Raw genomic sequence first — 25,707 nt, forward strand, 5'->3', positions numbered from 1 at the left:
ATCGGTATTTTTTTGAATATGTTAAGAGCCTTTTTGATATTTTTACAGAATGAATGTGCTGGGCAAATAAAAAGAGAATGTCTCATCAGACATTCTCTTTTTGAATTATTTATTAGCGTTTGCCGGTTCTTCCTGCTGTTGGATTTTATGCATTTCCGTATCAATCTTCTGCTTTTCCTGATCTGTCAGCTGATCATTGAATTTAAAAGCTGACATAAACATGAACACGATAGCTACGGCAACAAACGGCCAGATGGCTTTGACAAATTTCATCTTTATCACTCCGATTATTTAGATTTTAGTTTGTCGCTATGATCAACATCAAACGTCAGTTTTCCGTCTTCTACTTTCCATGCGAAATTAGAATCTTTCGTGAGTTCGCGAATAATCGTTTTTTGTTTAAGGCTTCCTTTTTTCACCGGTGCAGGCGTCGCTTCGTGGATGTCAATCGGCGTCACTTCAAAGCGGCCTATTCCGTTTTTCTTCAGGTGATACTGAACCAGTGCACTGTCTCTCGTTCTTGTCCAGCCTTGGTCAAAGACAAAGTTACCGAGGCTGTAGAAAATGACGGTTCCGTTATATACTTCAATCGGTTCTAAGACGTGCGGGTGATGGCCGACAATGATATCAGCACCAGCATCAGACATGGCTCTTGCAAGTTGACGCTGACGGTCGTTTGGATCATTGTCATATTCTTGTCCCCAGTGTGACTGCACAACGACGATGTCCGCATGTTTTTTCGCCTCTGAAATCATAGGGATGAAGATTTCAGGATCTGCAGGCAGAACGCCCGGCGTATTCTTTTTAGCCGCGAAACCTTTTCCAGACACATCGGTAAAGCCGAGCGTCGCGATGGTTACCCCATTGACTTCCTGGTACGAAATATTCTTTTTCGCATCACTTAAGCTGTATCCTGCTCCAACGATATCAAGGTTTTGCTTCGCAAACTCTCCAAGAGTATCTTTCATGCCTTGAACGCCGTAATCCATTGCGTGGTTGTTTGCGCTGTTGAGAACCGTGAAGTTCATATCCTTCAAGACTTTCACTGATTCCTTATTCGTCTGCAGATGAATCTCTTTATCTGCTTGTTTATAATTCTTTTGATAGGTTACCGGGTTTTCAAAGTTTCCGGCTACATAATCAGAGGCTTTAAAGATCGGTTCAACATACTGAAAAATACTGTCTGCCCCTTTTTGCTCCGTTACTTTTTCAACATAACGCCCCATCATAATATCTCCGACAAATGAGGCTGAGAGAACGTCGTCAGAATACGTTTTGACCTTCGGCGTTTCTGCTTTTCCCGCCCACATAAAAGCGAACATGAGGACAAAAACGATCGGAATGGCAATAAATACGTGCTTATTGGTTTTCTTTTTTTGCTGTTTTGTCAGCTTCAGCAGCTTTTCATGAAAGCTCAGTTCTTTTTTCATCGTTTGACACACCTTACATTAAATTAAGTAGTAAACAAACATGATAGCAAAGGTCGCTCCGCTCAATAACAGCGTGCTTCCGAACGTAATGGTTAAACCTTGTTTCTGAATGGTATTGGCAATTAAACCTGGCACGATGATGCCGATTCCTCGAAATTCTGCGATTTCAAATGGTACAATCGGGTATAGAAAATCAAACGCGATTTTCAGGACGATCCCTGTTATCAGCATGGCAGCAAATTTTCTACGTCCGTACAAAATCATAAATTTGGATAAACCATATTTCACAATGACATAAGTGAGCAAGCTCACTAGCAAAACGAGTAAAATAAAGACCGGCTGATTAAACACAAGTCCTAAATATCCCGGTACAACCAGTCCTGCCGGCACGATCCCTGTTTTTTCTGCAAAAATCAAACTAAGTAGTACACCTAAAATGAGTGCGATGTATAAATCTGATCCGAACATGTCTGCATTTCCTCCTAGCTTACGAGCTGCTTAACCTTGTATTCGTGGATTTTTTCAATTAAAGGCTCTGCGGCACCATGAATATTGCCGACGCCATATATGACACGGTTGTGCATTCTTTTCTTTAACAATTCCATAATTTCTTCTGTTGACTTGTACTCTAGATCATGCAGTTTGTCTGCAGGAATTTTGCCTTCTTCATAGGCTTTTACGATCGGTTCTGTTGTTTCACCGATTAAGATCAGTTCACTTGCTTCAATATAAGGCAATACGTCATTTGCGAATTGCTGTGTCCGATCCACACGGTCTGCGCGGCAGTTCATGATGATGATTGGATCATCGGTCGGGTAACCGATTTCTTTTACACGTTTCCATATATTCAAAGTAGAAGAAGCGTCGTTTGCGGCAAACCCATTAACAAAGTGCCCAGGCTCGCTCGGACTGATCAGCGGAAGAATCCTCATTGCTCCCGGATCTGGCGGCGCATTCAGCATTCCTTTAAACGCTGTTTCTTCGTCAATGCCAAGTGCTTGAGCCACACCCAGTGCGAGAGAAGCGTTATCAGGAAATACCATGTATTCAAATTTACGCAAATATTCATCTGTAATTTTTGAGTTATCAGCAATGATGACTTTTGTGTTTCGTTCTTTTGCTTTTTGTTTAAAGAACTCGGTATATTCACTATCTGTAATGACAAGATGGCCATTATAAGGAATAGTAGCGGTAAACGCTTCTGCAATTTCATCAAGCGTCGGCCCCATGACATCCATATGGTCTTCTAAAACGTTAACAATAACACCGATATTGGCTTGCAGAAGTTCTTCCTGAAAGATGATTTGATAATCCGGATTAACAGCCATGCATTCACTGACGATAGCGTTAGCTCCTCTTTCTACTGTTTCTTTCATCACTTCTTTTTGCTCTCCGATATTCGGCCCTTGAGGTTTCCGTTTAATCGGCTTTTCCTCCGGTGTGTCCCAGTAGATCATTCTTGCATCTGTCCCTGTTGTTTTTCCAACAGTTTTGTAACCGGCTTCTATTAATATTCCGGTTGTCAGCCTTGTCACAGTCGATTTTCCTCGGATGCCGTTAATATTCACTCGCACAGGGAGGGCATCAATGTTTTTCTGATGTCGTCGTTTTTCTAATATTCCGATGACCAGTATGACAGCACAGGCTATAATGAGTAACCACATTGCTTTTCGACATCTCCTTCTATATTGTTGTAAATTCATTCATCAGTATATAGAATCACTATGAATTCTCAATCGGCATTATGTAACATAATCTTCCCTAATCCACTAAGCCAAACTTCTCTTTTGAAAGAGATTTTGTACCTACAAACTGTTTTCTATTTTTGGAAAACAGCAGGACTTACACCTCATCTCTTTTTTTAAAAAGCAAAAGGAATGCGCTTACATTTCTCCCCTGATATCCTTCTGGACGTATAGTCACACCTTGGTGTTTGCATTTAATATGCATTTCAAATCAATCTTTTTTACAGCCCGTGATATCAAGCTTTTCCTGCTACCATGCGTGTTTCCGGTTCTTATGAACACAAAATATTTTTTCCTGTTTCTTAAGAACAAGGTCATAATGTCATCCTTTCTGCATGGAAGTGGAAAAATTAGTCCCATTCCAAAATGACTAATGGGGCTATCTATGAAAACGCTAAACATACGGGTCCGAATTCTCTAACATAATTAAACATTTTCTGGGCTGATAGTCTTTTCCGTTTCTCCTCATTTACAGGTCTAAACGCATGACTTTGAAACAATTTTAATAAAACTTAATATTTGTTCAAGAAATCTTCATCCAGAAATGTGAAGACTTTGTCAAAAAAAGAGTGAAAACCTTAAATTTCTCAATTATATATACAATTTACAATAGATTTCTTTCGATATTTTTATTGCCAACTTCGGATTGCTCATGATAATCTATCTATGTAAACGGTTACATAAACAAGGAGGAGCTGTTTTGGCTACAATTAAAGATGTCGCCGGAGCGGCGGGCGTTTCAGTTGCGACGGTTTCCCGCGTCCTGAATGACAACGGCTATGTACACGAAGAAACGCGAACGCGTGTCATAGCGGCGATGGAGAAGCTGAACTATTACCCGAATGAAGTCGCCAGATCTCTTTATAAGAGAGAATCCCGGCTGATCGGGCTTTTGCTCCCGGATATCACAAACCCTTTCTTCCCCCAGCTTGCCCGCGGTGCGGAGGATGAATTGAACCGGGAAGGCTATCGCCTTATTTTTGGCAACAGTGACGAGGAATTAAAAAAAGAACTTGAGTACCTTCAAACCTTTAAGCAAAATCATGTCGCAGGCATTATTGCCGCAACGAATTACCCGGATCTTGAGGAATACAGCGGCATGAATCACCCAGTCGTTTTTCTGGACAGAACACCTGAAGGCGCTCCTTCTGTATCCAGTGACGGCTATACAGGAGGAAAATTAGCCGCCGAAGCCATCATTTACGGAAAAAGCCGGCTCATCACGCTCTTGAGAGGCCCCGCTCACCTGCCGACCGCTCAAGACCGCTTTAACGGCGCTTTGGAGATCTTACAGCAGGCTGAAGCTGATTTTCAGGTCATCGAGACGGCTTCATTTTCTTTTGAGGATGCGCAATCGATGGCGAAGGAGCTGTTTGCCGCTTATCCTGAGACAGACGGTGTGATAGCGAGTAATGATATTCAAGCCGCTGCAGTTTTACATGAAGCATTGCGGCTCGGAAGAAACGTGCCGGAGGACATTCAAATTATCGGCTATGATGACATTCCGCAAAGTGAGCTGCTGTTCCCTCCCCTGTCTACAATTAAACAGCCCGCATATGACATGGGCAAAGAAGCGGCCAAACTGCTTTTGCGTATCATCAAAAAACAGCCGCTGACAGAAACGGCGATTCAAATGCCTGTCACCTATATAAGAAGAAAGACGACAAGAAAGGAAGATTATGATGCGTAATATTTGTGTGATTGGAAGCTGTTCGATGGATTTAGTGGTCACCTCGGACAAACGCCCAAAGGCCGGAGAAACGGTACTTGGCACGTCGTTTCAGACGGTACCGGGCGGTAAAGGAGCAAATCAGGCCGTTGCTGCTGCCAGACTTGGCGCCCACGTGTTTATGGTCGGCAAGGTCGGAGATGATCATTATGGAACAGCCATTTTGGATAATTTAAAAGCAAACGGCGTGCGCACCGACTATATGGAACCGGTTACACATAAAAAAAGCGGAACCGCCCACATTGTGCTTGCTGAAGGTGATAACAGTATCGTCGTTGTCAAAGGTGCGAACGATGATGTCACTCCATCATATGCGATAGACGCGCTTGATCAGATCGAAAAGGTCGATATGGTCCTGATTCAGCAGGAAATTCCGGAAGAAACGGTTGATGAGGTGTGCAGATACTGCCATTCTCACGATATTCCGATCATGCTCAACCCGGCACCGGCCCGCCCGCTGAAACAAGAAACAATTGATCATGCCACCTATCTCACGCCAAATGAACACGAGGCGTCGATCTTATTCCCTGGTCTTACCGTTTCTGAAGCCTTGGCGCTTTATCCAGCGAAGCTCTTTATTACGGAAGGAAAACAAGGCGTCCGCTATTCAGCCGGCAACAAAGAGCGCCTCATCCCGTCCTTCCCCGTAGAGCCCGTTGATACAACCGGAGCCGGTGATACGTTTAACGCAGCCTTAGCCGTGGCTCTGGCTGAGGGGAAAGACATTGAAGCCGCATTGCGGTTTGCCAATCGTGCTGCTTCCCTTTCTGTCTGTTCCTTCGGCGCTCAAGGCGGAATGCCGACTAGAAAAGAAGTAGAGGAGCTGCTGTCATGAAAAAACACGGTATACTGAACAGCCATCTTGCCAAGCTTTTAGCCGACCTTGGCCACACTGATAAAATTGTCATCGCAGATGCAGGGCTGCCGGTTCCAGACGGCGTTTTGAAAATTGATCTTTCACTGAAGCCGGGTCTTCCGGCTTTCCAAGATACAGCGGCAGTGGTCGCGGACGAGATGGTCGTCGAAAAAGTCATTGCTGCAGCTGAAATAAAAGTATCTAATCAAGAGAATGCGAGATTTCTAGAGAACCTTTTTTCTGAACAGGAGATAGAATACCTTTCTCACGAGGAGTTTAAGCTGCTGACAAAAGAAGCAAAAGCCATTATAAGAACAGGTGAATTCACACCGTATGCCAACTGCATCCTGCAGGCGGGTGTGCTTTTCTAGAAAGGAGGATGGGACATGCAGATTGACATGAAAGACATTCATAAAGCATTCGGAAAAAACCAAGTGCTGTCAGGCGTTTCCTTTCAGCTCATGCCTGGCGAGGTTCACGCATTAATGGGAGAAAACGGCGCCGGCAAGTCCACGCTTATGAACATCCTGACAGGCCTGCATAAATCGGATAAAGGGCAAATCCGCATAAACGGAAACGAAACGTACTTTTCCAATCCGAAAGAAGCAGAACAGCATGGAATAGCCTTTATCCATCAGGAATTGAATATCTGGCCGGAAATGACCGTTCTTGAGAATCTATTTATCGGGAAAGAGATATCCTCCAAGCTGGGCGTTTTACAAACAAGAAAAATGAAAGCGCTAGCAAAAGAGCAATTTAACAAACTGTCTGTCTCTCTTTCTCTTGAGCAAGAAGCCGGCGAGTGTTCCGTCGGGCAGCAGCAAATGATTGAAATTGCAAAAGCGCTCATGACAAATGCTGAGGTGATCATTATGGATGAGCCTACCGCTGCTTTGACGGAACGGGAAATCAGCAAGCTCTTTGAGGTCATTACAGCGTTAAAAAAGAACGGCGTATCCGTTGTATACATTTCTCATCGCATGGAAGAAATCTTTGCGATTTGCGACAGAATCACCATCATGCGTGACGGAAAAACGGTAGATACAACAAACATCTCAGAAACCAATTTTGATGAAGTTGTCAAAAAAATGGTCGGACGCGAGCTGACTGAACGATATCCGAAACGCACTCCTTCTCTCGGCGACAAAATATTCGAGGTGAAAAACGCCTCCGTCAAAGGACGTTTTGAAGATGTCAGCTTTTCCATTCGTTCCGGTGAAATCGTCGGTGTCTCCGGATTGATGGGAGCCGGCCGGACAGAAATCATGAGAGCGCTGTTCGGCGTTGACAGGCTGGACTCGGGTGAGATATGGATCGCTGGAAAAAAGACAGCCATTAAGAACCCGCAGGATGCGGTGAAAAAAGGGCTCGGCTTTATTACAGAGAACCGCAAAGATGAAGGGCTGCTGCTCGACACCTCGATTCGCGAGAATATTGCGCTGCCCAATCTGTCCAGTTTTTCTCCAAAGGGCCTCATTGATCACAAGCGGGAAGCTGAATTTGTCGATCTTTTAATTAAACGCCTGACCATCAAAACGGCATCGCCGGAAACGCACGCACGCCATTTATCAGGAGGCAACCAGCAAAAAGTGGTAATTGCCAAGTGGATCGGAATCGGACCAAAAGTGCTTATCTTGGATGAGCCAACCAGAGGTGTGGATGTTGGCGCGAAACGGGAGATTTATTCGCTGATGAATGAGCTGACTGAGCGTGGTGTCGCCATCATTATGGTGTCATCAGAGCTTCCGGAAATTCTCGGGATGAGCGATCGCATTATCGTTGTCCATGAAGGCAGAATCAGCGGAGAAATCGATGCGCAGGAAGCAACTCAAGAACGAATTATGACACTTGCCACAGGAGGGCGGTAATATGAAAACGGAACAACTGCAAACAGAACAAAAACGGATTCACTTCGACGGAGTCATGCAAAAACTCGGCCCGTTTCTCGGTTTATTTATTCTCGTTATCATTGTATCTATTTTAAATCCCAGCTTTCTTGAACCGCTGAATATTTTAAACCTGCTTCGTCAGGTAGCCATTAACGGATTAATCGCGTTCGGCATGACCTTTGTGATTTTAACAGGCGGCATTGATCTTTCTGTCGGCGCTATTCTTGCTCTGTCCAGCGCTTTAGTTGCGGGGATGATTGTATCTGGTGTCGATCCGGTTCTCGCGATCATCCTCGGCTGTATCATTGGTGCCGTACTCGGGATGATCAACGGACTATTGATCACAAAAGGAAAAATGGCGCCCTTTATCGCTACGCTTGCGACCATGACTGTATTTCGCGGACTGACGCTTGTGTATACAGACGGAAATCCGATTACCGGACTTGGCACAAACTACGCTTTTCAGCTGTTCGGACGCGGTTACTTTTTAGGCATTCCTGTACCGGCGATTACGATGGTTCTTGCCTTTGTCATCCTTTGGGTGCTTCTTCATAAAACACCGTTCGGCCGCCGAACGTACGCAATCGGAGGCAATGAAAAAGCCGCGCTCATTTCAGGCATTAAAGTGACGCGCGTAAAAGTGATGATCTATTCTTTAGCCGGGCTTTTATCCGCTCTCGCCGGCGCGATATTGACTTCCCGCCTGCATTCAGCCCAGCCGACTGCCGGGGAATCGTACGAACTGGATGCTATCGCGGCGGTCGTCTTAGGCGGAACAAGTCTTTCCGGCGGCCGCGGTCGCATTATCGGTACGTTAATCGGGGTGCTGATCATCGGCACACTTAATAACGGGCTCAACCTGCTTGGCGTCTCATCGTTTTATCAGCTGGTTGTCAAAGGGATTGTCATCTTAATTGCGGTATTATTAGACCGCAAGAAGTCAGCATAGGAGGGTTTTTTACATGAAAAAGGCTGTATCCGTCATTTTAACGTTATCATTGTTTTTATTAACTGCCTGTTCGCTTGAGCCCCCCCAATGGGCAAAGCCGACAAATTCGGGTAACAAAAAGGAATTCACCATCGGCTTGTCCGTCTCAACGCTTAATAATCCCTTTTTTGTCTCATTAAAAAAGGGCATCGAAAAAGAAGCTAAAAAACGGGGAATGAAAGTCATCATTGTCGATGCACAAAATGATTCATCGAAACAGACGAGTGATGTGGAAGACTTAATTCAGCAAGGTGTCGATGCATTGTTAATCAACCCGACTGATTCTTCGGCGATCTCAACGGCAGTAGAATCTGCAAACACAGTCGGTGTGCCCGTCGTAACAATCGATCGTTCCGCCGAACAAGGAAAAGTTGAAACCCTCGTTGCTTCCGATAATGTAAAAGGCGGCGAAATGGCCGCAGAATTCATTGCTGACAAACTTGGAAAAGGAGCGAAGGTGGCAGAGCTCGAAGGCGTGCCCGGCGCATCTGCCACACGAGAACGCGGCTCAGGATTTCATAACATCGCAGATCAAGAGCTCGAAGTTGTCACAAAGCAATCAGCCGACTTTGACCGCACCAAAGGCCTGACTGTCATGGAAAACCTGCTGCAGGGACACCCGGATATCCAAGCTGTTTTTGCTCACAATGATGAAATGGCGCTCGGTGCTCTTGAGGCAATTAACAGCTCGGGAAAAGATATTTTAGTGATCGGTTTTGACGGCAATAAAGATGCGCTCGCTTCCATTAAAGACGGAAAGCTCTCAGCCACCGTCGCTCAGCAGCCTGAATTGATCGGTAAACTGGCTACAGAAGCAGCAGACGATATTCTGCACGGAAAAAAAGTGAAAAAAACAATATCTGCGCCTCTCAAACTAGAAACAAAAAAATAATTGCCACGGATCAGATTTTTATCTGATCCTTTTTAATGTTTAGGAATCTGTGAAAACGTGAATAGGGATATAGAGTGAATTATTTCTCTTACGTGAGGAGAGGAACGAAATGAACAAAACAACAAAAATACTATCAACTTTAGCACTTGCAGCTGGGATGACTGCGGCTTCTGCAGGGGGCGCAAGTACGATCCATGCACAACAGCCAGAAACAACGGTAAGCATTGATGATTTATACAGTTATCCGATTGATTCTTATTTGGTGTCAGCAGAGGCGCTAAATGTCAGAACGAAGGCTTCCGCATCAAGTCAGAAAGCCGATACCCTGTACTTGGGCGACAGCTTAAAACTGATTTCCTTCTCAAACGCTGACTGGGCAAAGGTTCATTATAAAAACGGCAAAACAGGCTTTGTCTCCACTCATTACATTGTAAAAGCAGCTACAACAGTAAAAACCAAAACAAAAACGAAAGTATATACATCCGCTGAAGGAAAAAGCATCAAGACTCTGCCAGCAGACACAAGCGTTTCTTTTTTAGGCTGGAGTAAAACGAAAAAAGGCAGTTTTGATTTTGATTGGGTATTCGTTGATTACGGCGGTGCGACAGGCTATATGAAAACAAAGGACTTACACCTGACAAAATAACTGAGAGGGATTCCGTATTTATGCGGAATCTCTTTTATTATGAATTGATTTGTCATATTCTCTAGATATTTCTCAGGAAATATTGTCGTATGCTGTGTCGAAACCTTACATGATCATCGACATTTTTGTTCACGCTAAAAAGTGGAGGTGTAAATATGGATCAATTTGAAGCAGCATATGAATCGTATAAAGCCCGGCAAACAACTGCCGATCAGGAAAATGTTCCATCTGGAAAAGAAGAAATTATTGCGGTCAGAAGAAATGAGGAAGACAATATTATCGCAGTAAAAACGAACACAGGAAGAGAGCTCGACTATCCCACTGCGCTGTCAGATGCAAAAGCGGGAAAACTCGCTCATGTTGATGTCTTCCATAAATACGGGCGTGACATTTTGCGAAGTGAACCGGACGGCTTAAAGGAAAATAACCTGTCTGAGCTTCCGGACTTTTAATCATAAAAAAGCCCTGCCGCATGCCGGACAGGGCTTTCTTTTAAGCGAAAGGCTTCTGGATGTATTCAGCTAAACGTTTTGCACTGAGAGAAATATCCTCTGCAGTTGCATAATTCACGCCGTAGAATACATATGGGGGCAGGTATTTCATGCCGATCAGATTGCTCGTGGCCTGAAATGGTTTCAAAAGCTCACTGATTGAGTAATGATTTGCTCCGCCTGCTTGATATTTTTCTGCTTCGCTCCCTGTTGATACAGCCAGCATCAGCTCCTTGCCATGCAAGGCGTTTCCTTGTGAACCAAAGGCCCAGCCGAAAGTCAGCACAAGATCCTGCCATTTTTTTAAGAGCGGCGGAGAGCTGTACCAATAAAACGGAAATTGGAAGACAATCCGGTCGTATTGCTCGCACAGCTGCTGTTCCTTCGCAACATCTATCGCTTCATCCGGGTACTCCTTATAAAGCTCCCGTACTGTGATATTGTCATGATGACTCAATTCCTCTGCCCATGCCTTATTCACAACTGAGGTTTCCATATGAGGATGAACTGCCAAAACCAATATTTTCATCAAACCACACCTTTACCCTTTTGACGTTATTTTATCTAAAATCAGGAAAAGAGCCAAATAAAAAGAAAGCCCTTCACAAAGGGACTTTCTTTTTTTCTTTATTCAGGGCTTCCTTCAGTTGTTTCAATATCTTTAGCAAAGTCAGGGTTATCCAGATTCGCATTAAAGAAATCCGCTGTATTCGGAAGTCTGAGATTCATGTTCATTTTTTGAGAAATCGTAACCGTGCAATCCTCAAGCACATAGTCAAAAACGTGTCCGCCTGAATTGCGTCCTTCGTCAATGAAGTGCAGGTGATAGCCAGAAACGGCGATTCCGTTTGCATAAGCTGGTGTTAAGAAGCCTACGATCGTTCCTCTCACGTTGTCGAAGTTAAAAATCGGCTGTGTTTTAACCGCTTCAACCATTGGCACATAAGGTTTTTCTTGCAGTTCTACCGTTCTTGTCTGCACTTTTTTAAACAATCCGTCAATGCGGATAGCGTAAAATAAGTTTTTGCTTGGCAGAATGCTGTTGATCTCTTTTTCAAACTCTTCACGTGTCATTTTCGCATCAATTTTGTGCGTCATGTCCGGTGTAAAGAATGTAAATGAACAGAACGGAGAACGGTCCCCGTTTTGGACCGGTGTCGCAGTTCCATCTGAACGGAGACGGTAAAATTCACCGTCAAACCCAATCAGCTCTCCGTCAAGCTTGTTAAAGGTTCCGATACCGAAGTCTCCGTATTTCGGGATCTCTGACAGTTCAAAATCGCCGTCATATACCCCGTCTAATAGAGAAGTCATTGTTGATACTTGATAAATCTGGCTCACAGGCTGATCTTTTTGCCCGCGGCTGAGCACTTGAATATTGCTTTCGCGTTTCATAATTCCCTTCACTCCTTTTTGTTTAGTGCTGTTCATCAAACAGTGTCGTGATGCGCAGAGTGCTAGAGAGCTTTCGTTTTCATGAGTTCCCCGAATTCTTTCGGAAGCTTGTCACTTGCTAAATTAATGTTATCACTGTAGTCAACCGGGACATCAATGATAACAGGACCCTCAGTGTTCATACCTTGACGCAGAACATCTGCCAGCTGGTCTGGTGATTCAACGCGCAAGCCAGTTGCTCCGAAGCTTTCCGCATATTTCACGATATCGATATTTCCGAAATCGACCGCAGATGTACGATTATATTTTTTCAATTGCTGGAATGCAACCATGTCATATGTGCTGTCGTTCCATACAATGTGTACAATTGGTGCTTTTAAGCGGACTGCTGTCTCTAATTCCATTGCTGAGAATAAGAAACCGCCGTCACCAGAGACTGAAACCACTTTTTCTCCCGGTTTCACCAATGAAGCGCCGATTGCCCAAGGAAGTGCAACGCCGAGTGTTTGCATACCGTTACTGATCATTAATGTTAACGGCTCGTAGCTGCGGAAATAACGTGACATCCAAATCGCGTGTGAACCGATATCGCAAGTCACTGTAACATGATCATCGACTGCGTTTCGCAATTCTTTTACGATTTCAAGAGGATGCACTCTGTCTGATTTCCAGTCTGCAGGCACCTGCTCACCTTCGTGCATATATTGTTTTAAATCAGAAAGGATCTTCTGCTCACGCTCCGCAAAGTCTACTTTCACAGCATCGTGTTCGATATGATTGATCGTAGATGGAATATCACCGATCAATTCAAGCTCCGGCTGGTAAGCATGATCAATGTCAGCCAGAATCTCGTCTAAATGAATGATCGTCCGGTCTCCATTGACATTCCAGAATTTCGGATCGTATTCAATTGGGTCATAGCCGATTGTCAGAACAACATCAGCCTGCTCAAGCAGCAGATCGCCAGGCTGGTTACGGAATAAACCGATCCGGCCAAAATACTGATCCTCTAAATCTCTCGTAAGTGTACCGGCAGCTTGATATGTTTCAACGAATGGAAGCTGAACTTTTTTCAATAGCTTGCGAACTGCTTTAATCGCTTCCGGTCTTCCGCCCTTCATGCCGACTAAAACGACAGGAAGTTTCGCTGTTTGGATTTTTGCAATGGCCGCACTAATTGCGTCATCTGCTGCGGGACCAAGTTTTGGCGCTGCGACAGCACGTACGTTTTTTGTGTTTGTGACTTCATTCACAACATCTTGCGGAAAGCTCACAAAAGCGGCCCCAGCCTGCCCTGCTGACGCTATCCTAAATGCATTTGTAACAGCTTCCGGTATATTTTTAACATCTTGAACTTCTACACTGTATTTTGTAATCGGCTGGAATAGCGCCGCATTATCCAAAGATTGATGTGTCCGTTTTAAACGATCTGCACGGATCACGTTCCCAGCAAGCGCAACGACAGGGTCACCTTCAGTGTTTGCTGTCAGCAGTCCTGTTGCCAAGTTAGAAGCACCTGGTCCTGATGTGACTAACACGACTCCCGGTTTTCCAGTTAAACGGCCGACTGCTTGCGCCATAAATGCTGCATTTTGTTCATGCCGGACAACGATAATTTCAGGCCCTTTATCTTGTAAAGCGTCAAATACTGCATCAATTTTTGCACCTGGAATGCCAAATACATGTGTGACACCTTGCTCCGCTAAGCAATCAACAACAAGCTCCGCCCCTCTGCTTTTCTCAAGGGATTTTTGTTCTTTTGTTGCTTTTGTCAACACCCTCACTCCTTATTATGCATTTTAAACATAAAATTTTAAATATTTCTTGTGATACGTTTCACTATACACTCTTTGGAAATTGACCTCCAATATCGATTCGCCTTATGATTAATATGTATTACGAATTATTAACCTATGGAAAGGAATGCATATTGAATGGAGCTTCGCCATCTTCAATACTTTATCGCAGTAGCCGAAGAGCTTCATTTCGGAAAAGCTGCGCGGCGGCTGAACATGACACAGCCTCCTCTCAGCCAGCAGATCAAACAGCTGGAAGAAGAAGTCGGGGTGACGCTTCTGAAAAGGACAAAACGATTTGTCGAGCTTACGGCGGCTGGTGAAATCTTTTTAAATCACTGCCGATCAGCTTTGATGCAAATTGGTCAAGGAATTGAACTTGCCCAACGGACGGCTCGCGGCGAACATGGCCATCTCGTTATTGGTTTTGTCGGATCAGCTACATATGAATTTCTGCCGCCGATCATCCGGGAATACCGTAAAAAATTCCCTTCTGTGAAAATTGAACTGAAAGAAATCGCTTCTTATCGGCAGCAGGAGGAATTGCTCAAGGGAAATATCGATATCGGCATTCTCCATCCGCCGTTAGAGCATCCCGAGCTGCAAATTGAGACAACCCAGAGCAGTCCATGCATCCTCGCATTGCCGAAGCAGCATCCGCTTGCATTAAAAGAATCAATTGACATTACAGATTTGGAAAACGAACCGATCATTACCCTTTCCAAAGAAGCGTGGCCTACGCTATATACCGACTTTATTCAGCTCTGTGAAGACGCAGGTTTTGTGCCGAATATCGTTCAAGAAGCGACAGAATATCAAATGGTGATCGGGCTGGTGACAGCAGGCATCGGCATTACCATTGTCCCATCCTCTGCCAGACGGCTGTTTAACCTTGATGTCACGTATCGCAGCGTGGATCATTTTCAACTCAAAGCAGAATGGATCATCGCATATCGAAAAGACAGCCAAAACCCTGTACTGAGGCAATTTGTGGATATATCCAAATCGTTAAATGAACGGAAATAAAAAAAGGCGCTCCGTTCTCCGGAATCCGCCCGTTTATCGTCAGGATAAAAGATCAAGCTCACTTTTGAGGTAATCAGCTCTTTTTATAATATACTCGCAAATCACATCCGGCTCACGGTCAAAACGCTCAATATCATTCTTTTTATATGGGTCCATCAGGACAAACGGCCTAATCTGCTCATATATCGCCATTATTTTCGGTTTCATATATTCTATTGTAAAAAGAGATTGGAGCGTTTTCTCTAACAGTTGCTTGTAGGACTTGCGAAAATCGGGTTCATCCAAAATCCGGGCGGTTAGTGTATTAAATCCTTGAATTCTTACATAATCGGCAGCCATCCGCTCTCCATGGATATCCCTGCCCCAAGTCGCATCATAATCCCAAGGAATCACCTCAAATAATCCGGTTTCACTGCTTCTGTACAACGAGTAGTTGTGGACAAACCCGTCATAGTTTGAGGTGAATACAATGCCGGCGAGCCAGCGCAAATACTTATCGACATCCACATGCTTTGTCACTTCTGATTTAAACTGGGCTTTAGGGACAGTATTAATTTTAAAAATCATATCCTGTAAATAAAAATCGTCTTCCTCAGTCCCTGTCTTCTTTTCATAGCCAAGCTCAAGCGACGTCTTCGTTTCCCTTTCCAAATCGCTCATCAGAGAGAAATTAGCATCATCATCAACCGCGTAAAAAACCGCCCCGTCCGCCAGCTTCCTTTTCGCTAAATAAAATTCATCGACGGATTCAAGTTCAAGATAAACCCCTTCGTTCTTCCCATTCACTTTTAAAAACACAAACTCCGCCTTTGGAGACAGCGTCCCAAGCTCTGAGAAAAAATCCAGTGACAACTTGTTTCTCATCATGGAAGGATCTTTATATTCTGCATTCAGGTGAACCTCGCGGGCGCCGCGGAATGTTTTCGGCTGATAAAAGGAAATATGGTATGACTTCTTTTTGAAGTCTCTAATATGTGATCCCCGGTAAGCAATATCAATATCCAGCCTTTTTTGATTTACCTTCATGACAGCAGGCACCGGATCATCGTCCCATATATCTTTTTTTAATTCACGCAAATCTTTTGGATGAACAAACAGCTGATAAAGCGGCAAATTGGATTGATTCTTCATCCATATTCCCCCTCACAAATTTAGGCTTTTATTTTTGTGTGATCTCAGCGGAACACTTATACACTTTTTAAAACTGCGCGTACTATGTGGGTAGTAAGGATCTTCATCCTTAACATCATTTTCAAAAGGAGGATTTCAAATTGGGCCACTATTCCCATTCTGACATCAAAGAAGCGGTGAAATCCGCAAAAAAAGAAGGTTTAAAAGATTATTTATACCAAGAGCCTCATGGAAAAAAACGCAGCCATAAAAAGTCGCACCGCTCTCACAAAAAATCTCGCAGCCATAAAAAATCATACTGCTCTCACAAAAAATCTCGCAGCTACAAAAAATCATACTGCTCTCACAAAAAATCTCGCAGCTACAAAAAATCATATTGCTCTCACAAGAAATCTCGCAGCTACAAAAAATCATATTGCTCTCACAAGAAATCTCGCAGCTACAAAAAATCATACTGTTCTCACAAAAAATCTCGCAGCTACAAAAAATCTTACCGTTCTTACAAAAAATCTCGCAGCTACAAAAAGTCATACTGTTCTCACAAGAAAAAATCTCGCAGCTATAAGAAATCATGCCGCACACACAAAAAATCATATTGCTCCCATAAGAAAAAATCCCATAAGAAATACTACAAAAAACCGCATCACCACCATTACTACAAAAAAGAGGATGATTATCACAGCAAAAAAGAATTCTGGAAAGACGGCAATTGCTGGGTAGTCAAAAAGAAATACAAATAATCTAAGATTTCATTTTCAATAGGCTGCCGGCGGACGTACGGAAGCCTATTTTTACATTTCCCCTGTATTAGATATATGTCATGACATAACATATGCAACCCACATCATTTGGTTTCCTTGAAACCATTTCGTTATAATCAAGGTATCCTACGATAAAGGCGGTTGTTGCTATGTACATATTTCAAGCGGATCAGCTTAGTGCCAAAGACACATACAAGCTATTGTCGGGTGCTGTCATCCCCCGTCCCATTGCATTTGTAACCACCCTTTCTTCAAGCGGAGCGGTAAATGCAGCGCCTTTCAGTTTTTATAACGTTGTCAGCTCAGATCCTCCGCTTCTCAGTGTTTCTGTTAACAGGGCTGGAGGACGCCAAAAAGATACAGCCCGAAACGCAGTGGAGAACGGAGAATTTGTCGTTCATGTCAGTGATGAAGCCATCATTGAAGACATCAATGAAACGGCGGCAAGCTTAGATCCGGACGAAAGCGAGCTCACACGCACCTCGCTTCATCCCGTCGAAAGCAAAGCTGTTTCAGTTCCCGGCATTAAAGAAGCACGAATCCGCTTTGAATGCACATTAGAGCGGCATATGACGTTCGACAATGATCAAGGCGTTACTACAGCAGATCTGCTTATTGGGAGAGTCGTCTGCTTCCACCTTGATGAAAAGGTGTATGATGCAGAAAAAGGCTATGTTTTGACAGATGAATTAAAGCCTGCTTCAAGATTGGCGGGAAATCACTATGCGAAGCTCGGCGAAGAATTTACGCTGGTTCGTCCAAGCTAAACAGAAGGACTATTTAAATAGAAGAAACTAGTCAAAAAGACCTTGTAATCACAAAAAAGCAGGAAGAAAATATAGTTAAAAAACACCCGGAGAAAACTCCGGGTGTTCTTTTATGAAACATTTTTCCTTTTCCACCGTATATAAGATAGATAGGAGGGGTATATATGACAGGCACTCATTTTTTGATTGTGTTACTGGTTGCAGCTTTAATCAATACTACTTTTTATATCTATGCCAGAAAAAAACTAGGCATCCCTAAACCGCCTTGGTGGTATAAACCTGTAAATAGCACACAAGGGCTGCTGGAAATCATCATGCTCATTTTATTAGGTTTTTCTGTTTTACGCTTTCCTCCAGAGATTATGCTTATTTTCTTTCTATTCCTGACGAGTTGTTTTCGTACATTTATGGAATGGAAATATAAGCGTGAAGAAAAACAATATATACACTATTTATTTGGCGCAGTCCTCTTTCTAGTCGTTTTTATTTATATGTGTATTTTCTTCTGATACCTCAAACCCCCACAGCCGCTCCGTCTCCCCGCGGGTCGACTCCGCCTTGGAGAAAGCCTTCCTCATCAACTTTGATTGCTGCTGCGTGTCCCATCAGCGGATCATAGTCACCGACAACCTCGACAAGATGTCCGCTGTCTCTCAGCTTTTCAATTGTTTCCTCTGGGAATCTGCCCTCGACTCTAAGCCCTTCATATTCCTCTCCCCACGTTCTGCCCCACACCCAGCGCGGTTCGCTGATTGCCTGCTGAGGATGCATTCCGTAGTCCAGCATTCTGGTAATGATGGCCGTCTGGGTCTGCGGCTGGCCTTCGCCGCCTTGTGTGCCGTACAGGACTTTCGGTTTTCCGTCTTTGCAGGCTATAGCCGGCATCAGCGTATGGAAGCTGCGCTTTCTCGGTTCAAGCGTATTGACATGATTATTATCCAATGAGAAAAATGACCCGCGGTTTTGCAGTAATATGCCTGTATCACCAGCGGTGACTGCCGAGCCAAATTCAAAGTACAGGCTTTGAATGAAAGATACTGCATTGCCATCCGCATCGATGACGGCCGCATATGCAGTATCACTTCCTACTGGCCTGCTTTCCGCCGGTTCTGCCAAATAGCCGATTTCTTCCGCCAATTGTTTCGCGTAACTTTTGTCCAAAAGCCTTTCAAGTGGGATGTCCGCAAACGCCGGATCAGTCAGGACGGCATTCCGATCTAGAAAACTCTTTTTCAATGCCTCCACAAGCACATGATAATACTCAAATGAACCGTGTTCGATTTGGGTGAAATCATAGTTTTCCAGAATGTTCAGTGTTAATAAACCGGTAAATCCCTGAGAATTCGGCGGCGCCTGGTACACACTGTATCCTCGGTAATCACTTGAGACAGGCTCCGCCCACTCGCCCCGGTGCGCTTTAAAATCATCGAGTGTCATGTAGCTGCCGTTATGCTGTAAATACGAGACAATCCGCTGAGCGATATCTCCTTCATAGAATGCGCTTCTTCCTTTTTTGGCGACCATGTTCAGACTTTCTGCAAGCTCTTTTTGCACAAACCGCTCTCCCGGGACAGGCGCTTTTCCGCATCTCGTGAAGATGCCGGCCGTGTAAGGCGTGGAGGCCAGCAGTTCAAGATTCGTTTCTGTGTGACGGCACTGATCAGCTGATACTGGAAAACCATTTTGGGCATAGTCGCGTGCGGGCTCCAACACGTCCGCAAGGGACATACGTCCGTACTCCTTCAGCACCGCATCCCAGCTATCAACCATCCCCGGAACGGTGATGGCACTGTCGATTCCCCTCAGCGGAATCGCGTTTTTTCCCTTATATACCTCTCTCGTTACATGTTTTCCTGAACGGCCGCTGCCATTGTAGACTCTTACCGACTTTGTTTCCTGATGAAAGGTCAGCCAAAAGGAATCCCCGCCAAGCCCCGTCATATGCGGATACACAACTGCCAGACAAGCACTCACAGCAATGGCGGCGTCAAAGGCGTTTCCTCCCTTGTCCAGTATTCGGTTTCCGGCTTGAGAAGCGAGATAATGCGGACTGACGACCATTTGTTTTGTACCGATGATAGATTTGTTCATCACAAGTCCCCTTTATCATGAGATTTTCTTCAGTATAGAGAGCTTGATTTTTCACATCTACTCACCCGTCAGAAAAGCTGACGAACTTTATTCGTTTCGTAAACAACAAAACATTTTTATATTCATTGTGAAAATAAATTAAAATTTTATCGTACGAAACGAAACTTATATGATAAAATAACGTCTAAAAGGCTTACGAAAGCAGGTGGAGAAATTGAGCAATGAATACCAAATCCCCAACCTTGTACTTGATGAGATCGACAAACAAATCCTCACCATTTTGCATGAAGAAGGAAGAATTTCTTATACGGATCTTGGCAAGAGAGTCGATTTATCACGGGTTGCCGTCCAAGCTCGGATCAATCAGCTCATTGAAGCAGGCGTCATTGAAAAATTCACAGCGGTCATCAATCCCGCTAAAATCGGCATCCATGTATCCGTGTTTTTCAATGTCGAGGTAGAGCCGCAATTTTTAGAAGAGGTCGCTCTCAAGCTTGAGGAAGAGCCTGCGGTCACCAGCCTTTATCACATGACAGGCCCGAGCAAGCTGCATATGCATGGGATCTTTGCCAACGATCAAGAAATGGAAGAGTTTTTAACAAAACGGCTGTATCCGCTGCGAGGCGTCGTCAGTGTTGATTGCCAGATGCTGATCAAACGATACAAAAGCCGTATGGGAATGAAGCTGTAAAGGAGAGAAACGAATGAAAAACCATCCTTATCGGGATATGACGGCCGCAATGGTGCGCACTGGCATACTAGGGTTCGGCGGCGGACCTTCCGTGATTCCGCTGATCCGCCATGAAGCGGTCAATAAATATAAATGGATTGATGATGATGAATTCGGAGAAATATTAGCGATCGCTAATGCGCTTCCCGGACCGATTGCCACAAAAATGGCTGCGTATCTGGGCTTCAAGCTAAAAGGCACGTTAGGCGCACTCGTGGCGACACTTGCCCATATTCTGCCTACATGTCTTGCGATGGTGGGCTTGTTTGCGGCTGTAAATGTCTTAAGCCATTCAGCAATTGTTGCCGGCATGATTGGTGCCGTAACGCCGGTGATTGCGGTAATGCTTGGCATAATGGCGTACGAGTTTGGCCAAAAAGCGCTTAAAGGTTTCGGCTGGGTCACCGGCATCCTGTTTTTTATTATCGCTTTTATCGGCCTGCAAACGTTACAGATCAATCCCGGCCTTGTCATTATCATTTTCTTAGCGTACGGCGCGTTTCATTTTAAACTGAAAGACAAAATCACAAATAAACATTCAAAAGATAAAGGAATGTCGGCCTCATGATATCGATCTATTTATTTATGGCGTTTTTTATCGCAAACCTACTCGGATATGGCGGCGGACCTGCGTCTATCCCGCTGATGTTTGAAGAAGTCGTAAACAGATACAACTGGCTCTCAAACGACCAATTCTCAAACATGCTCGCACTTGCGAACGCATTGCCGGGCCCGATCGCAACCAAAATCGCCGCGTATGTCGGCTACAGCGCAGGCGGGTGGCCCGGCTTCCTGATTGCGCTGATCGCAACCGTCGTACCGTCGGCGCTTGCATTGATTGTCCTGCTGCGCATCATTCAGCGCTTCCGCCAATCACCCGTTATCAAAGGCATGACGCTGTCCGTTCAGCCTGTCATCGCGGTCATGATGCTCATTCTTACCTGGCAAATCGGCGCAGACGGCATCAAAGCTATCGGCTGGATCCAATCTATAGTGATTGCGGGGATTTCCCTCCTTGCCATGACTAAATTCAAGATGCATCCGGCATTTCTGATTATCGCGGCATTTTTATATGGCGGCCTTGTCATTCCTCATTTATAGAAAAAAGCACCTGGACAGGTGCTTTTTTATTTTGGTCCCGAAATGCCGTTCGATATGACAGTTGTTTCTTCTCCTGCATCGCTCTTGATGATGTGCTTGACTTGCAGCGTGGTTCCTGCCATTCTCATAGATTGCTTCAACTGAGGCGAATTGGTTTCAACATCTATCCAAACAGGAGGCTGGACCTTCCAAAATACAAAGAATGCAAGAATCAGCATGCCAGCAATGACCGACAGCAAAAACTTCATATAGCATCGCTTCTTTTCAGTAAACGGCTCGCAGCGGACAGCGCCTGATGATCACGAAGAATATCGCCTGGGCGATTGCCTTCTCCCAGCACATAGCCTTTAAAGGGCAGCCCCATAAAATCAAAAATATGTTCAAATTGCTGAATCAGCGGCAGCCCCTTTATTTTTGGATTGTCTCCGCCCACTGCTGTCACATATGCTTGCTTCACCGACATTTGTTGTTGAAAATCAGGAAATCGGGGATCTCTCAACGTCTGTGACCAGCGATCAATAAATAGCTTTAACGTCCCTGACATGCCGAACCAATAAATTGGAGTAGCGAATATGAGAATATCGCACGGCAATATCCGCTCAATAATAGAATTGTAGTCATCATGAACAGGACGGAAGCCGTCTTGAGTGTGACGATGATCTTCAATTGGCTGGATCTGATATTTACGCAAATGAATGTGTTCCGCATCGAATCCTTGAACAGCCTTCTCCGCAAGAATATCCGTATTTCCGCCAGACCGAGTTCCGCCGTTAATAACCGCAATTTTCATGATGCATCTGCTCCTTTGTTTACGAATGATTTTCTTCATCATATAATGGATTCACCAATCATTACAGATGATTATTTTGATTAATTCAATCGGTAAAACCGATTTAGAAAGGAAGAGACAGGTGGAATTGAAGCAGCTGATCACCTTTGTTACGGCGGCAGAACATGTAAACTTCACCCTTACCGCCAAGATGCTTAATTATGCACAATCAAGCATTACCTCCCAGATCAAATCACTTGAAGAAGAAATCGGGACTCCTTTATTTGAACGGCTCGGCAAACGGCTTATCTTGACAGAATCAGGAAAAACGTTCAAATCCTATGCGGAGAAGATCATTACTTTAACAGAAGAGGCGAAAATGGCCGCAAATCAAGTAAGAGAAACAACGGGAACCTTAAAAATCGGGGCGACGGAAAGCCAGTGCACATACCGCCTTCCGCCTATCATAAAAGAATTTAAACACGCTTTTCCCCAAGTAAAGCTCATATTCAAACCATATATCTCCAATGAACAAGCAAAAGAACAGCTCTTACAGGGCCAGCTTGATATCACCTTCATCTTGGATGTAAACCGACCGGACGACACATTGCACATTGAATCTTTGATTCAGGATGAGATCAAAATGGTGGCTGCTAACGACCATCTTTTTCCTGCGGATTTACCAGTAACATTGAAGGATCTTCAAAACGAAACTCTTCTGCTGACAGAGGACGGCTGCTCGTACCGCACGCTCTTTGAGAATACTTTACATGACTCCGGTGTCTATCCTAATAAATTGGAATTCGTCAGCATAGAAGCCATCAAACAATGCGTGATGGCCGGACTTGGGATTGGAATCTTGCCTGAAATGACAGTAAAAGATGATATTGCAGCAGGCCGGATGAAAGAACTCAATTGGCAGAGCGATTGCCCCGTTTTCACTCAACTAGCATGGCATAAGGACAAGTGGATGTCTGCGCCATTAAAGGCTTTTATCGATTTGACGCGGAAAACATTCAAATAAAAAACTTGCGGCCCATGGGTCGCAAGTTTTTGAGTGAACAAGCTTCATATCGATATGCATTCAATGTAAAACCATTTTTTCATTAATCATCCTAACCCCAAACACTCCGCCGGCTGCTGTTCCCTTTCTTGATTTGAACGTGACAGTTACTCTCTCTTTTCCTTTCGTATATGCAACTGGAATGTCATAACATACATCAAAAAGCCTTCCTGGGTGATTTGCCTTTAGCTGCTGTCTGGCCAGTAGTTGATCATCTATCATGATCTCAAAATTTCTTTCGTATGTTTGTTCCTCCGATTGAAAGGTATCATCACTTCCAAAATAAGTGACCAGCAAATACATGGGTTGACTCGGCTCTGTTTTCATCTCATAACTGAAAAAACCATCTCCTCTGCTGTCTCGCCAGCCTCTGTGAACGATACTTGCGTAACCGGAGTAAGAGTTTTCTTTTTTCAAGTGATGTTCTATCTCCTGCTGCTGTTCATTCGGCTGAACGGCATCAACGGTTATGCGTCTGATGATTTCCTGCCTTTCTTTTTCTTCATCTGTAAAATCAAGATATTCCTTTTCGGTCATCACATACCAGTAAACGGAATACCGCTGATGATGCACATTGTAGAACGGTATGAATGTGATTTCTTCATTCCCCGGCTGGCCAATCCGTTTCGTTTGAAATACGAGTGATGTTTCATCTACCCGCTTCACCCAATGATCCAATTGACGCTGATCCGCCACCAACACAGGGACATCAATTAACGGATGGTTATTGAGGGCGAGATGATCAGCAAGTATATCTGTTTCAGGGAAGTCCTCTCTGCCTAGTGCTCCTGCCAATACAACCGGCCCATACATCAGGACGCTTTTTTTAGGATCATCCTTCGCTTGATAGATGTGGAGTTTCATCGGCAAATCAATCTCAATACAATCTCCTGTATTCCAATGTTTGTGAATAACGAGGTACCCATTTTTCTCAACCGATTGAATTCGTTTCCCATTGACCGCAGCTTTAAGGCCGCCATTTGTCCAATAAGGAATACGAATATGCAGTGTCATAGGCACACCGTCAGCTTTTTTGACAACTAGCCTGGTTTTTTCGGCTGCTGGAAAAGAGGTTTCCTGTGTGATGATCAGTTGTTTTTCTTGCATGTTTATTTGTGAAGGAATAAATAAATTCACATACAGATCGTCTTGGTCTATATCATAAATATGCTGCGTATAGCGCGCAGGGTTTTCCATCCCGGTGCCTGTACAGCACCAAAAAGAATCTTCTGGAGAACAATACACCTTGAAATGCCCCGGCTGTGTGGAAACAAAATAGGTTTTCATGCCTGAATCAGGATCTTGGGAAGCAAGAATGTGATTATAAAGCGCATTCTCATAGTAATCCATAAATCTCGCTTCGTGAAACCACCGGAATAAATGCCCGGTCAATTTCAGCATGTTATACGTATTGCACGTTTCTGCGGTTGTCACCCCCAACTCCTCGCTGCCTTCCGCTCCGAAATGCTCTCCAATACTGTTGCCGCCAATTGCGTAGGAACGCTGATATACAACCTGTTCCCAAAAGAAGAGCGCGGCATTTCTATATGCTTCATTACCAGTAATGTCATACAGCTTGGCGGCCCCGATCACCTTTGGAATTTGGGTATTGGCATGCTTTCCTTCAAGCTCATCCTTCCCCTCTGCCAGTGGCTGAAGAATGGCACGATGACAGAAACGTTCCGCAAGTTCAAGATATGCTTTGTTTTTCGTCAGCATAAAAAGATCGGCCATCGCCTCATTCATCCCGCCATGTTCACATATCAGCATACGCTGAAATTGCTCGTCCGTCAGACGATCCAGCCCCTTTTTTGCCCAATCAGCCAGCTTGACGACGACACGTAAAGCCGTCTGATTGCCGGTTAGCCGATACGTATCTATTAATCCCGCAAACAGTTTATGGATGCTGTACCACGGCACCCAAGAACCTCCCAGACTAAAGTGGTCCACCCGAAAATCACCGCTGAACACCTCATCAAAACACGCTCTGGAGAAACCGCTTACATATCCCTCTTCATCAAATTGTTGGATATGACTCAGCTCATTCACTGCGTACTCTGCTTTTCTTTTCAGTTCTTCATCTCCGGAAGCCTGGTACATGGCTGATGCGGCTGACAGCCAATGACCGATCGAATGCCCGGCAATTTCCTTTGCCTCCCACCCGCCGTAGCGCGGTTTTTTAGGCGTCTGTAATACAGCCTCATAACACGGAGCCAAAAGACGGTCTACATCCAAAAAAAGCAAATATTCCTTCCCTTTCATCTGGGAATCATAAAACATACCTTTTAATAATGTTACATCTTTCATATCTCGATCTCCCCCTATCACGTTTCATCATTCATGGTGATGCTTTCATTATCCAAATGATGATATGGGATGTGAATTCATTATTTATCAAAAACATATCCTTT

General features: G+C 44.4%; 28 protein-coding genes. 16 read left to right on the forward strand and 12 right to left on the reverse strand.

What is annotated here, in order from left to right; translation table 11 throughout:
- Positions 1-105 precede the first annotated feature (105 nt).
- Genes edmS through pgsB form a run of 4 tightly spaced genes read right to left on the reverse strand, consistent with a single transcriptional unit; the run spans position 106 to position 3,094 of the window.
- Positions 106-273: an extrachromosomal elements maintenance protein EdmS gene (edmS, locus tag GYO_RS40360; protein WP_014115405.1), complete on the reverse strand. Its 168-nt coding sequence runs from the start codon at positions 271-273 to the stop codon at positions 106-108.
- A gap of 14 nt (positions 274-287) precedes the next feature.
- Entirely contained in the window at positions 288-1,430 is a 1,143-nt protein-coding gene (pgsA, locus tag GYO_RS40365) for a capsular polyglutamate synthetase PgsA (protein ID WP_014115406.1), read from the reverse strand.
- 18 nt (positions 1,431-1,448) lie between these two features.
- Positions 1,449-1,898, reverse strand: a complete 450-nt coding sequence (gene pgsC, locus GYO_RS40370) for a poly-gamma-glutamate biosynthesis protein PgsC (RefSeq protein ID WP_003227889.1) — start codon at positions 1,896-1,898, stop codon at positions 1,449-1,451.
- 14 nt (positions 1,899-1,912) lie between these two features.
- The gene (pgsB, locus tag GYO_RS40375) at positions 1,913-3,094 is read right to left on the reverse strand and encodes a poly-gamma-glutamate synthase PgsB (protein ID WP_003219593.1); all 1,182 of its coding nucleotides are present in this window, start codon (positions 3,092-3,094) and stop codon (positions 1,913-1,915) included.
- Between the two features lie 781 nt (positions 3,095-3,875).
- Here pgsB and GYO_RS40380 point away from each other — a divergent pair.
- The 8 genes from GYO_RS40380 (at position 3,876) to GYO_RS40415 (ending at position 10,627) form a co-directional block, all read left to right on the forward strand.
- The gene (locus GYO_RS40380) at positions 3,876-4,865 is read left to right on the forward strand and encodes a LacI family DNA-binding transcriptional regulator (RefSeq protein ID WP_014115407.1); all 990 of its coding nucleotides are present in this window, start codon (positions 3,876-3,878) and stop codon (positions 4,863-4,865) included.
- Complete coding sequence (gene rbsK, locus GYO_RS40385) at positions 4,858-5,739, forward strand: ribokinase (RefSeq protein ID WP_014115408.1); 882 nt, start codon at positions 4,858-4,860, stop codon at positions 5,737-5,739. The genes GYO_RS40380 and rbsK overlap by 8 nt, the downstream gene beginning before the upstream one ends.
- Positions 5,736-6,131 (forward strand): D-ribose pyranase, encoded by a 396-nt coding sequence (rbsD, locus tag GYO_RS40390; protein ID WP_014115409.1) that lies wholly within the window; start codon positions 5,736-5,738, stop codon positions 6,129-6,131. Before rbsK ends, rbsD begins: the two co-directional genes overlap by 4 nt.
- 15 nt (positions 6,132-6,146) lie before the next feature.
- Complete coding sequence (gene rbsA / locus GYO_RS40395) at positions 6,147-7,628, forward strand: ribose ABC transporter ATP-binding protein RbsA (protein ID WP_014115410.1); 1,482 nt, start codon at positions 6,147-6,149, stop codon at positions 7,626-7,628.
- A 1-nt stretch (position 7,629) separates the two neighbouring features.
- Positions 7,630-8,598, forward strand: coding sequence for a ribose ABC transporter permease RbsC (rbsC, locus tag GYO_RS40400; RefSeq protein ID WP_014115411.1), 969 nt, complete (start codon positions 7,630-7,632; stop codon positions 8,596-8,598).
- Positions 8,599-8,611: 13 nt separating this feature from the next.
- The gene (gene rbsB, locus GYO_RS40405; RefSeq protein ID WP_014115412.1) at positions 8,612-9,529 is read left to right on the forward strand and encodes a ribose ABC transporter substrate-binding protein RbsB; all 918 of its coding nucleotides are present in this window, start codon (positions 8,612-8,614) and stop codon (positions 9,527-9,529) included.
- A gap of 109 nt (positions 9,530-9,638) precedes the next feature.
- Complete coding sequence (locus tag GYO_RS40410; RefSeq protein WP_014115413.1) at positions 9,639-10,175, forward strand: SH3 domain-containing protein; 537 nt, start codon at positions 9,639-9,641, stop codon at positions 10,173-10,175.
- A 155-nt stretch (positions 10,176-10,330) separates the two neighbouring features.
- Positions 10,331-10,627 (forward strand): DUF3892 domain-containing protein, encoded by a 297-nt coding sequence (locus GYO_RS40415; RefSeq protein WP_041521089.1) that lies wholly within the window; start codon positions 10,331-10,333, stop codon positions 10,625-10,627.
- A 40-nt stretch (positions 10,628-10,667) separates the two neighbouring features.
- Here GYO_RS40415 and GYO_RS40420 read toward each other — a convergent pair whose 3' ends face one another.
- The 3 genes from GYO_RS40420 to alsS form a co-directional block, all read right to left on the reverse strand.
- Complete coding sequence (locus GYO_RS40420; RefSeq protein WP_014115415.1) at positions 10,668-11,195, reverse strand: NAD(P)H-dependent oxidoreductase; 528 nt, start codon at positions 11,193-11,195, stop codon at positions 10,668-10,670.
- A 98-nt stretch (positions 11,196-11,293) separates the two neighbouring features.
- Positions 11,294-12,061, reverse strand: a complete 768-nt coding sequence (gene budA / locus GYO_RS40425; protein WP_003235587.1) for an acetolactate decarboxylase — start codon at positions 12,059-12,061, stop codon at positions 11,294-11,296.
- A gap of 62 nt (positions 12,062-12,123) precedes the next feature.
- Positions 12,124-13,836 (reverse strand): acetolactate synthase AlsS, encoded by a 1,713-nt coding sequence (gene alsS / locus GYO_RS40430; protein ID WP_014115416.1) that lies wholly within the window; start codon positions 13,834-13,836, stop codon positions 12,124-12,126.
- Between the two features lie 159 nt (positions 13,837-13,995).
- Here alsS and alsR point away from each other — a divergent pair, with 159 nt between their 5' ends.
- Positions 13,996-14,883: an acetoin biosynthesis transcriptional regulator AlsR gene (alsR, locus tag GYO_RS40435; protein WP_014115417.1), complete on the forward strand. Its 888-nt coding sequence runs from the start codon at positions 13,996-13,998 to the stop codon at positions 14,881-14,883.
- Between the two features lie 39 nt (positions 14,884-14,922).
- On the opposite strand, the gene cotH is transcribed toward alsR, so the two are convergent.
- The gene (gene cotH, locus GYO_RS40440) at positions 14,923-16,014 is read right to left on the reverse strand and encodes a spore coat protein CotH (RefSeq protein ID WP_014115418.1); all 1,092 of its coding nucleotides are present in this window, start codon (positions 16,012-16,014) and stop codon (positions 14,923-14,925) included.
- Between the two features lie 140 nt (positions 16,015-16,154).
- Here cotH and GYO_RS40445 point away from each other — a divergent pair, with 140 nt between their 5' ends.
- The 3 genes from GYO_RS40445 (at position 16,155) to GYO_RS40455 (ending at position 18,051) form a co-directional block, all read left to right on the forward strand.
- A complete protein-coding gene (locus GYO_RS40445; protein WP_014115419.1) occupies positions 16,155-16,754 on the forward strand; it encodes a CotG/ExsB N-terminal domain-containing protein in 600 nt (199 codons plus the stop codon).
- 170 nt (positions 16,755-16,924) lie between these two features.
- The gene (locus GYO_RS40450; RefSeq protein WP_014115420.1) at positions 16,925-17,542 is read left to right on the forward strand and encodes a flavin reductase family protein; all 618 of its coding nucleotides are present in this window, start codon (positions 16,925-16,927) and stop codon (positions 17,540-17,542) included.
- Between the two features lie 164 nt (positions 17,543-17,706).
- Positions 17,707-18,051, forward strand: coding sequence for a DUF4181 domain-containing protein (locus GYO_RS40455; RefSeq protein ID WP_014115421.1), 345 nt, complete (start codon positions 17,707-17,709; stop codon positions 18,049-18,051).
- A gap of 4 nt (positions 18,052-18,055) precedes the next feature.
- Here the strand turns inward: GYO_RS40455 and ggt are convergent, their stop codons facing one another.
- Positions 18,056-19,633, reverse strand: coding sequence for a gamma-glutamyltransferase (gene ggt / locus GYO_RS40460; protein WP_014115422.1), 1,578 nt, complete (start codon positions 19,631-19,633; stop codon positions 18,056-18,058).
- Between the two features lie 214 nt (positions 19,634-19,847).
- Here ggt and chrS point away from each other — a divergent pair, with 214 nt between their 5' ends.
- From chrS to chrA, 3 genes are read left to right on the forward strand one after another with little or no spacing between them, the layout of a single operon-like run.
- Entirely contained in the window at positions 19,848-20,324 is a 477-nt protein-coding gene (chrS, locus tag GYO_RS40465; protein ID WP_014115423.1) for a chromate efflux transcriptional regulator ChrS, read from the forward strand.
- Between the two features lie 13 nt (positions 20,325-20,337).
- The gene (gene chrB, locus GYO_RS40470; protein WP_014115424.1) at positions 20,338-20,931 is read left to right on the forward strand and encodes a chromate efflux transporter subunit ChrB; all 594 of its coding nucleotides are present in this window, start codon (positions 20,338-20,340) and stop codon (positions 20,929-20,931) included.
- A complete protein-coding gene (gene chrA / locus GYO_RS40475; protein WP_014115425.1) occupies positions 20,928-21,464 on the forward strand; it encodes a chromate resistance efflux protein ChrA in 537 nt (178 codons plus the stop codon). The genes chrB and chrA overlap by 4 nt, the downstream gene beginning before the upstream one ends.
- Positions 21,465-21,490: 26 nt before the next feature.
- On the opposite strand, the gene GYO_RS40480 is transcribed toward chrA, so the two are convergent.
- Together GYO_RS40480 and GYO_RS40485 are read right to left on the reverse strand one after the other, a co-directional pair.
- Entirely contained in the window at positions 21,491-21,712 is a 222-nt protein-coding gene (locus GYO_RS40480) for a hypothetical protein (protein ID WP_014115426.1), read from the reverse strand.
- Positions 21,709-22,254: a flavodoxin family protein gene (locus GYO_RS40485; RefSeq protein WP_014115427.1), complete on the reverse strand. Its 546-nt coding sequence runs from the start codon at positions 22,252-22,254 to the stop codon at positions 21,709-21,711. Before GYO_RS40485 ends, GYO_RS40480 begins: the two co-directional genes overlap by 4 nt.
- Positions 22,255-22,375: 121 nt before the next feature.
- Here GYO_RS40485 and GYO_RS40490 point away from each other — a divergent pair, with 121 nt between their 5' ends.
- Entirely contained in the window at positions 22,376-23,257 is an 882-nt protein-coding gene (locus GYO_RS40490; protein WP_041521090.1) for a LysR family transcriptional regulator, read from the forward strand.
- Positions 23,258-23,317: 60 nt separating this feature from the next.
- On the opposite strand, the gene GYO_RS40495 is transcribed toward GYO_RS40490, so the two are convergent.
- On the reverse strand, positions 23,318-25,603 hold the full coding sequence (locus GYO_RS40495; RefSeq protein WP_014115429.1) for a beta-L-arabinofuranosidase domain-containing protein: 2,286 nt from the start codon (positions 25,601-25,603) through the stop codon (positions 23,318-23,320).
- Positions 25,604-25,707: the final 104 nt, after the last annotated feature.

The sequence above is a fragment of the Bacillus spizizenii TU-B-10 genome, assembly GCF_000227465.1.
In the GTDB taxonomy this organism is placed as follows: domain Bacteria; phylum Bacillota; class Bacilli; order Bacillales; family Bacillaceae; genus Bacillus; species Bacillus spizizenii.